This is a genomic window from Jeotgalibacillus sp. S-D1, from assembly GCF_004358665.1.
Classification (GTDB): Bacteria; Bacillota; Bacilli; order Bacillales; family Jeotgalibacillaceae; genus Jeotgalibacillus.
In genome coordinates, this window is the sequence record NZ_SMZR01000017.1 from 1 (window position 1) to 9,000 (window position 9,000).

9 protein-coding genes are annotated in these 9,000 nt (G+C 38.6%); 3 read left to right on the forward strand and 6 right to left on the reverse strand.

Annotated features, from left to right (window positions below; all coding sequences use genetic code 11):
• Positions 1-183 precede the first annotated feature (183 nt).
• On the forward strand, positions 184-456 hold the full coding sequence (locus E2R51_RS20335) for a transposase (RefSeq protein ID WP_133378702.1): 273 nt from the start codon (positions 184-186) through the stop codon (positions 454-456).
• Positions 457-534: 78 nt separating this feature from the next.
• Here E2R51_RS20335 and E2R51_RS20340 read toward each other — a convergent pair whose 3' ends face one another.
• On the reverse strand, positions 535-1,674 hold the full coding sequence (locus tag E2R51_RS20340) for a relaxase family protein (protein ID WP_133378703.1): 1,140 nt from the start codon (positions 1,672-1,674) through the stop codon (positions 535-537).
• Positions 1,664-2,029, reverse strand: coding sequence for a plasmid mobilization protein (locus tag E2R51_RS20345; protein ID WP_133378704.1), 366 nt, complete (start codon positions 2,027-2,029; stop codon positions 1,664-1,666). Before E2R51_RS20345 ends, E2R51_RS20340 begins: the two co-directional genes overlap by 11 nt.
• A gap of 284 nt (positions 2,030-2,313) precedes the next feature.
• Here E2R51_RS20345 and E2R51_RS20350 point away from each other — a divergent pair, with 284 nt between their 5' ends.
• Positions 2,314-2,685, forward strand: a complete 372-nt coding sequence (locus tag E2R51_RS20350) for a hypothetical protein (RefSeq protein ID WP_110817407.1) — start codon at positions 2,314-2,316, stop codon at positions 2,683-2,685.
• Between the two features lie 43 nt (positions 2,686-2,728).
• Here E2R51_RS20350 and E2R51_RS20355 read toward each other — a convergent pair whose 3' ends face one another.
• Complete coding sequence (locus tag E2R51_RS20355) at positions 2,729-3,958, reverse strand: replication initiation protein (protein WP_133378705.1); 1,230 nt, start codon at positions 3,956-3,958, stop codon at positions 2,729-2,731.
• 199 nt (positions 3,959-4,157) lie between these two features.
• On the reverse strand, positions 4,158-4,322 hold the full coding sequence (locus E2R51_RS20360; protein WP_165967283.1) for a hypothetical protein: 165 nt from the start codon (positions 4,320-4,322) through the stop codon (positions 4,158-4,160).
• Between the two features lie 224 nt (positions 4,323-4,546).
• Between E2R51_RS20360 and E2R51_RS20365 the strand changes: the two genes are divergently transcribed.
• The gene (locus E2R51_RS20365; protein ID WP_133378706.1) at positions 4,547-5,491 is read left to right on the forward strand and encodes a hypothetical protein; all 945 of its coding nucleotides are present in this window, start codon (positions 4,547-4,549) and stop codon (positions 5,489-5,491) included.
• 130 nt (positions 5,492-5,621) lie between these two features.
• On the opposite strand, the gene E2R51_RS20370 is transcribed toward E2R51_RS20365, so the two are convergent.
• Positions 5,622-6,986 carry an SEL1-like repeat protein gene (locus E2R51_RS20370; protein ID WP_133378707.1) on the reverse strand — a complete coding sequence of 455 codons (1,365 nt, stop codon included), beginning with the start codon at positions 6,984-6,986 and terminating at the stop codon, positions 5,622-5,624.
• 68 nt (positions 6,987-7,054) lie between these two features.
• Entirely contained in the window at positions 7,055-7,615 is a 561-nt protein-coding gene (locus E2R51_RS20375) for a plasmid replication DNA-binding protein (protein WP_133378708.1), read from the reverse strand.
• Between the last annotated feature and the right edge of the window lie 1,385 nt (positions 7,616-9,000).

Consider the following 9,000-nt stretch of genomic DNA (forward strand, 5'->3'; position numbering starts at 1 on the left):
AGATAAGCCGTTAAAGCGCAAGTTAAAGTCAAACGCTCGACCTCAAGCCAGTTTGTTTGCGCTTGGCCTGGATGTGTTGATTGAGGGCCTTCACTTGGTGTTCTTTAACAATGATAAGACTGTATTTGAGCCTTTCCCAAACTCTGTGTAACTGCTTATAATCCACTAACAGGAGAATAAGCAATGACTACTCAATCTGACATCAAGAAACTGGCTGAGCAAATGGCTGGTAGCATGAATAGCTTCGATGACATCAAAGACTTTCAAAAGCAGCTCATGCAGTCCTTCATCGACACTGCCCTAGAAGCAGAAATGGAAGAGCATCTCGGCTACCCCAAGCATGAGAAAGCAGACAAGCCAAACAAGCGCAACGGTCATACTAAAAAGACCGTCCGTAGCGACACAGGCGAGCTTGAGATCTCCACCCCCAGAGAGCCCATCCCGAATTCTGTGTAACTGCTATTTGTTAACATGTATAAGCAGTTACACAAAGTTTTGGAAAGTCTCAAAGTTTGGGAAAACCTCAGCCTATCACTAACGTCTAAAAGAAGGTATATATCTCTTTGTTGGCTCTGTTCCCTTAGGATCTAGCGCTTCCTCAACACTGTTAGCAATCTTCACTTTTTGTATTACCAAAGGTTCGGGCAAAGTAGCTTCCTTATATCGCTCCTGATGATATTGGGCTTTAATTTTAATTCCTTCCTCTAAATTCATCTTATCTAGTTGGCTGCGATGAATTTTATTAGGCTCACTGTAGTAGTTATTACTGTTAATCTGTTGGATATATGGCTCAAACTCAATCCCCTTATAGTTTTTAGCAAACATACCACCTGTAAGTCTCACACTCATAACCCTGCCATTTTTATCCTTCAAGTCGTCGTGTTTTACTGACACACTGGTTTCGCTATTACTCCGATTGACGTTAAGCCCCCAACGCCTTAACGTGGTTAAAAGCGATTGACGATTGGTGACTACCCCTCTTTGGGACTCAAGCAATAACCGCCGTTTAAGCGCCTCCTCTAAATCACGACGGCTTGAGGGATGTTGAATTATTTCATCATCTTCATCACTTTGCTTTTTTGAATAACTATTGATATTAAAAGGGCTTGGCCTTGGTGCATGACTATTATAGGGATTAACCAAACGTTGTCTTTTAGGGTCGTTAGGATCACTCAAGGGCTTTCCATGTATGGTCTTAACCTCTGCATTAACTATATTCTTCCATGCATTCACCCGTCTTTGATCCGCAGGCTCATAGTACGGCTGGAAAGACTTACCTGTACGCAGCTCTTGGCAAGGTATGACAAAGTTTAACTCCAAACGCCCAACTGGATTACTGTCATCAATATCCTTGTCTGCATGTTCAACCCATAGAATGTCATATTGATCTGGCTCTAACCCACAAAATATAACCTTTTCAAACTCCTTCATAATGCGCTTTTTGTCATCTTCGCTTATCTCATCGGCACGCTCACTAAACGATAAGTAGCCAGACTTGTACTTGGACTTATGCACCGTAGTATCAATTAGGTGCTCAGTAAGCACAGGATCGCCGTAGAGCACTTTTGCGTGCTTTCGAGGTACTAGGATACCATCAGATCCTTTCTCTTTAAGAAGGTAGTTTAAAACACCGCTGGCTTTGCCCTTACCATGCTTTGAAAATTTAACGATCATGATTCTCCCTCGCTGACTTTTTTGAGGCCTCTATACTTGACTCGATTAACAGGTGTATCTGCTCACGTATCGCTTTGATCTCATGCAATACTTGAGCATCTACCTGTCTTTCTGTATTCACATGACGAGTTAACTGATTCAAGTTACTGCCTATACGGCCCAGCTGACGCACTAACTCTGGATCAACTGGCTTTACAGGTGTCACCCCTAAAGCAAGATCTCTTAGCCAACTTGCAACTGTACTTCCTCTATTTCTTTTTTTAAGTTCTAAAAGCTCATAGTCGTTCACTCGAATAGATATCTCACGATTACGTTTGGCTCTCTTATCTAAATTAATAGGACTATTCTCAGACATAATAAGACGCACCTTAAAAGAGTGAAGGGGGTTTGGGGTCTCCCCAACCAGCACACAAGAGGGATAGGATATTTTTTAGCGTAGCATAAAATAGCCCCCTTTTGTGACTGCTGGCTTAATAAACAGCTTATAATTGTCTGTACCTATCATGGTGTGATATGTTTGTACCTAATAATACATCACTGTCTATACCTAATTATAGCCTAATGTCTGTACCTATATTTATTGATGTCTATACCTATGCTAAAATAACTGTGTATACCTAAGGATATAAGGCGATTATTATGAGTAAAAGATCTGAGAATATGAGTAGGGTTAATGACCTTCGCTCAAAAGTAACGCGTGCTATGGTCTCTTTATTAGATGAATTAGAAGAGGGTACAGGTGGTGATTATGATGGTTTCACTGAGTGGGATATTAAAGATCATCAAGAACTAAAAGGACAATTAAATTCTTATAGAGCACAGAAAATTGCCCAGTTCTTAGGCAGGACTATTAGTAAGCAAAAATTATTAAAGTACGCTAAGCCTAAAGGATATGAGTATTCCCTAACCAATAAAGATATTAGTAACTGGTTAGAGAGTAATAAAGATGCGTTATTGAAATATTCATCTTTTAATATAGCAGTAATGACAAATGGCCACAGGTATGAGTAAGGTTGCAACTTAACAGCACTTTGGCCACCCAGCCCTTTACTTCCTAAGGCGGTGGCCGGAAAACAGAATTCACAGCCAAGCGAGTAAAATTCCGCACAATAACAACAGAAGGAAGTGAAGAGGCTACACTAAAGGGAGCCGCTAAAGGATGGGAAGACGATTTAATAGCCCGAACCAGTGACCGAGGCATCTCAAATTGCAAACCAGCACCCAAAGCGGCTATTATCTGATTATGGCTATTTTCACACCCTAGGTTGCTCAGCCAATTGATGACTGAACGCCTTGATACATCTAGCCTCCGTGCTATTTCACTCTTGTTTAAGCCTTGTTCGTATAACTCTTTAGCTTGCTGTCGTTTCTCATCATAACTCCTACCTTTAGCTCGGCCACCTTTAGCACCTCTAGTAGCTTGAAGCTTAGAGAACGCCTTATGTGATGCTGTGAAGTCCATTCTGGCACAATACCTAGCGATACTACGAATGATGTGCTTAACCTCATTTGGATTAAGTGGTACATCAAATCTCTGGTTCATCTTTTCTGCTATTGGTTTGAGATATCTGACTATTGCATTAAAACTTTTAGTTTTACACTGATAGGCTAAGTGTCGTAACTCCTCAAATAACGAGCAGTTACGGCCATAACCTGAATCATTTGCAGGCTCTTGCTTCGTCTGAGGGTAGAGTGGCTCTAAATCCAGATAATCTGCAAGCTCTGCAAGCGTATAAGAGGGTTTAGCCCCTGTTAGATACGTCTCATGCTCGTCACGATCGCCTTCGTCCTCATTGTTGTTAAGCCAGTGAGTCTTTTTTGGGGTGGGTGCATTGTCTTTTATGTAACAAGGATTTTTGATTAGGTTGCCTGAATAGCTGGTATCTGCTCCTAATGCTTCACATAGGGCATCCCTAACAGCTTTAAGGTAGCTTTCGGCTCTAATGCTTGAGTTACCTCCAATACCTACAGGTGTGGTTAGCCTAAACGCATAATGAGCGTGGCCATTTTTGGGGTTTTTGATGATAACCTGGGGTTTGGGTAGGCCTGTATCTATAAAGGTAAATAAGGCATCTGGATGGTCAATATCAAATACTAACCACTTAATCACACAAGGGTGATTGGGCTGGATAAATCGGTGTTTAATCGCTTGTTTTTTGCTACGAACGAAAATAGAGCCTTTCTCGTTGGTGCAATAAGGCTTATTGGCGAGGTCGTCATAAAACTGACGTAATTGAGGTACTTCCTGCCATTCTCTTGGCGAGACTTGTTTGAGACATTCCATTACATTCTACGCTATTGTGTTAACGTGATAGCGTGATATAATGGATCTTGCAATGGAACCACTATATCTGCTACCACAGATTAGTATTCTAGAAACCCTCATAGTTGACGCTATGGGGGTTTCGTCTTTTTAGCTAGTTTACTCTTTTGTTACACTCTCTGCAAACCTTTATATTTCAAGGCTTAAATAGAATATTATCCTATTTAAATAAGTCAGCCTGGCCATGCTTACGTACGTACTCACGCATAAAGGCTCTGACAGCCTGTGACGCTGTTGTATCTTGGTTCTGACAAGCGTGTTTAAATGCTTTTAGTAGGTCTTCATCAACTTTAGCAGTGAACATTTTTATTTTTGGCTCAGGCATAATTAGCACTCCATAAATATATGCACCAAGTATATACCATGTATAAATCAATTAATACTAATATATTTATAGCCTACTCAACATCCTATCTCCATATAAGTCGATAATTTCTTTTAAAATAGCTAATTGGCTTTTAAATTCAAAGCTGTACTTTCTATTAAGCATCAGACATAATTTATTTTGTAAAATCCATAATACCTAACAAATTATTTGAGAATTTCTTTGTGAAAAAAATTGTCTTGTCGCTTTTTCTTTTAGGTAGTGTCAGCTCTACGGCTATCGCAAATGTTTGTGATTACTCTTCTATTGAAGGCATAGAATACAAAGTTAAAGATAGGTATGCGAAGTACGTTAAAAACGATTTTAAGGCGTTTCCTGATAAAGAATGGATAAGTCAGGGTGCTTTAGAGGATTATTTACCATTAATAAAAAACCCATTCAAAGTCACTGATACGCTAGCTGTTACTCGAGCTAGTGAAAGCTATAGAACTTTTCTTAGCGACTTTAGATTCAAAGACATAGTAGTAGATGGTCACGCTTACTACACTGATGCATATTTTAATGTTGAAGTTACCACCTCCAACTGTGAGAAATTTTATTTTGATGCGAGTGGTATGGATTTAGATAGTTTTAAATACAAATTTGACCGTAATGACAACAAGCCTATAACCGTTAAAAACTATTTTGATTTTCTTGGCGGTGTTTTAGAACCGTCTGAAATTGAAGCTAAATCTAAATATGATGAGTTTGAGGGAAAAACTATAGTTAAGACCGATTATTTTGATAACTACCTGATACGTGGGTACTATGACTCATCTAAAAAGAAGTATGACTTTATTCAAGTTTATATAGATCTTACATCTTTCACGAAGTCACCCAACTCTACGGAAGAACGCACTTTTAATTTTATTCGCTTAGCTAAAGATACTGATACCAAGTCACATAATGTCATACAAATTAGCCATGATGTTGAATGTACACCTAACAGCATATTGGGTTGCTCCTTAAAAGAAGCAATAGCTGTCGATGTTGATGAAAATTTCTTACGAAAACATAAGAATGGATTTAGACTAAAATTAATTGGTAACTATTCTGTAGAAGAAGAAATCATTGGCGATGTTGTAAAAGCATTTTTAGATGAAACAGATCAACTTAGACGAAGTAAGTAGATTAATACCAAAAAAGCCCCTAGCAAGGGGCTTTTTCTATTAACTGAGCCTTAAAACATAATGAACGAGAGTCATTTAACGTAACATCTCTTATGTGAACAATAGTATTTCACCACCTTAATATCTATTGTTAAAAACCACTTTGATTAAGTTCTTTATAAGCATTACAACCTTCTTGCAATCCATTATCACATGCCTTTCCATACCACTCTTTTGCTTTTTTATAATCTTGAGATACACCGTCACCGTTTTTGTACATTATTCCTAGAAGGTTTTGAGCATCAGCATATCCTTGGTTAGCCGCTTTGGTGATCCATTCAATAGCCTTTTTATCATTCTGATGGACGCCACGACCATTTGCATACATAAACCCAATCCTCATTTGAGCAGTAGACTCTCCTTGGTTAGCGGCTTTTTGATACCATTCAAAAGCTTTTTTATAATCCTGACGAACGCCACGACCATCTTCATACATAAACCCAAGATTTTCTTGAGCTCTTGCATATCCTTGGTTAGCGGCTTTTTGATACCATTCAAGTGCTTTCTTATAATCCTGATGGACGCCATGATCATCCTCATACATCAACCCAAGGTTGAACTGAGATTGAGCATCTCCTTGATTAGCTGCTTTTGTATACCATTCAAGTGCTTTCTTATAATCCTGAGCAACACCTTCACCTTTATTGTGCATTAATCCAAGGTTGAACTGAGATTGAGCATCTCCTTGATTAGCTGCTTTCGTGAACCATTCAAGTCCTTTCTTATAATCTTGAGGTACGCCTTGGCCTTCGACATACATAACCCCAAGGTTGAACTGAGATTGAGCATCCCCTTGATTAGCCGCTTTCGTGAACCATTCAAGTGCTTTCTTATAATCCTGAGCAACACCTTTTCCTTTGTAATAAATAACTCCAAGGTTGTGGTTAGCAGTAGCATCCCCTTGATTAGCCGCTTTCATGAACCACTCCATAGTTTTCTGGTAATCCTGACGCACACCTTTCCCTTCGGCATACATAAACCCAACTCTCACTTGAGCATCAGCTTCCCCTTGATTGGCAGCTTTTTGATACCACTCAAAAGCTTTCTGGTGATCCTGACGGACGCCACGACCATCTTCATATATCGACCCAAGCTCCATTTGAGCTCTTGCATTTCCTTGATTGGCAGCTTTTTGATACCACTCAAGTGCTTTTTTATAATCTTGAGGAACAACTTTGCCTTCATAGTACATGTAACCAAGAGCAGTTTGAGCTCTTGCACTTCCTTGGTTAGCAGCTTTTTGAGTCCACTCAAGTGCTTTTTTATAATCTTGAGGAACAACTTTGCCTTCATAGTACATTTCTGCAAGGTTAGTTTGAGAAATGACATCCCCTTGATTAGCTAGACGGGTTATTTGGCTAAGGTCTGCTGTTGTTGCCATTAATGGATTGCATAAGAGCACTAAAGCTAACGAAATATATGTTTTAGTTTTTTTGGCTATTTTGAAAGGTCTCATACTCTCTCTCTTGGATGTTATTCGGCATAAACTAAGTTACGCGGCAAGGTACCAAATAGGTTAAATAGTTACCACCAGCGCCACTTTTTTCTATTTTGAATTACTGTTTCTGTAGTGTTTGCTTCCTGAGTGGGATGGGTTGGTTCAGTTATAGTTACACACTCGTCTGTACTGCCTAACTGTTCTGAATCTTCTGTTGGTTTATGAGGATCCATACCAATCAATCTGCTTTGTACAAGCTCTTGTATACTCATATTAGCTTTGCTCAAATTGTCATTTAATAGCTCAATCTGGCGTTGATAATGCGTAATTTGTTGTCGGTAATCCTTGTTGACTAATTCTTGTTTTTGCAGCGACTCTTCTAAGTGCTTGTTGTTTAACTGTTCTAGCTCTAATTGATGCTGTAATTCAGCCATGTTTCCAGGTGTCATGCTTGACGACAAACCCTGTATACCACTGACTGAATCTACACGTTTAGTTTGCTTAGGCTCTCCAAATGCTCTAAACATTTCAGCAGTATCAATCATCTTGTTAGAATCTCTAGAAAGCTTACCATTATTGATGTTGTTATAAATGGTATTCCTAGTAATACCCCACTGTTTAGCCGCGTCCGTAACTGTTAATTTCAAGTGTCACTCCCTGCTAAATTGCTTTTTTTGAGCGTTCAATCATTGAACATTATTACACGTTTGACTTAGAGTGTATATTTTCAGGATACCCCTTTACTTGAGGGGGATGTGATTTGTTGCAGATATGGGAGGATAGTACTTCGTGAAGTGACAGTTTGAGGGTTTAATAAACGCAAACACCTAAAATAGTCTGTTATAAGTGGTTTTATTATAACGGTCTATTTTAGGTGGTCTATTAATATTTTATAAGGCGTTTTTAGGTGGTTCCGCTAGGGTATACCCTAATAACTTATCTAGTGTTAAGGAATATCGCTGGATAATTTGACGACATTTTGAACCAAAAGTTAAAGCTTCAACGCTTAAAGAAAAGCTGTATATAGTACAAGACAAATACTATGATATGGGGGGGGGCATGACTTATAATTTTGAACCTATGAAAATAAGTAGAAAATTTAGATACACTCTTGGAAAAGAAATGACCACAAGAAAGTATTATCTTTCTTTTCTAGTGAGTCCGATGACGAAGAGATACGTCGAATATGAAGAGTATTATGCAATTTCTTTTGAACAGTTTAATACGTTTACAAATAACGAGGTGGAGCTGTTATGTTTTATAGAAAAATGTATGAAAGGAAATAAAAATGAACTAAGGATATTTTATCCTAAAGCACCAGCCTGATTAATGCGCCGAGTTTTACATGAATGAAATCATTTAGGTTGATTATAAAACCATAGTAGCAGGCCAAAGTTATTAATAATGTTTATAGTAATGAAAAACTCTATAGCTGTTAGGCATACGGCTGATAGTTCGATGCCTGTATAGCGCACCGATCATGATTAGAATATGTATGATAAGTACACTGTGACTGTTTCAACCAGTTAAAACGTTGATACTATTAGCCTATAGCCTTAGATTCAAGTCCTCACTAGGGGACCGAACCAGTGAAGGCACCTGATTGATTCGCCATAGGTATACTCAATAAAATTCAGAGGAGCAATAGACACTTTAAGAACAACATGCGTTCCTGCGTCATTTAGTATTTTTAACTTTTTACGCCTGTAGGCTCCAACTGTAAATCCTCGATCTTAGGTTGTTATTAGTAAGGCAGAGGCATACCTTATCTATTAGCTCTATCTGAAAAATTTAGTAGATAGTAACATATTAGACCTCTTGCAAAAGTACCGTTTTATTGACCTTCGTTAACGGAGTATCAAAGGCTAGCAATGACTTATGCAAGAGATCTATTATATCTTATACCTCTGCACACGACAAAAAAATCATCCCCACCCGATTTTCATAGGTTTAGGGGTTAAAAAGCTAACTAACTGTCGAAATACAGTCTTATCATTGTTAAAGAACACCAAGTGAAGGCCCTCAATCAACA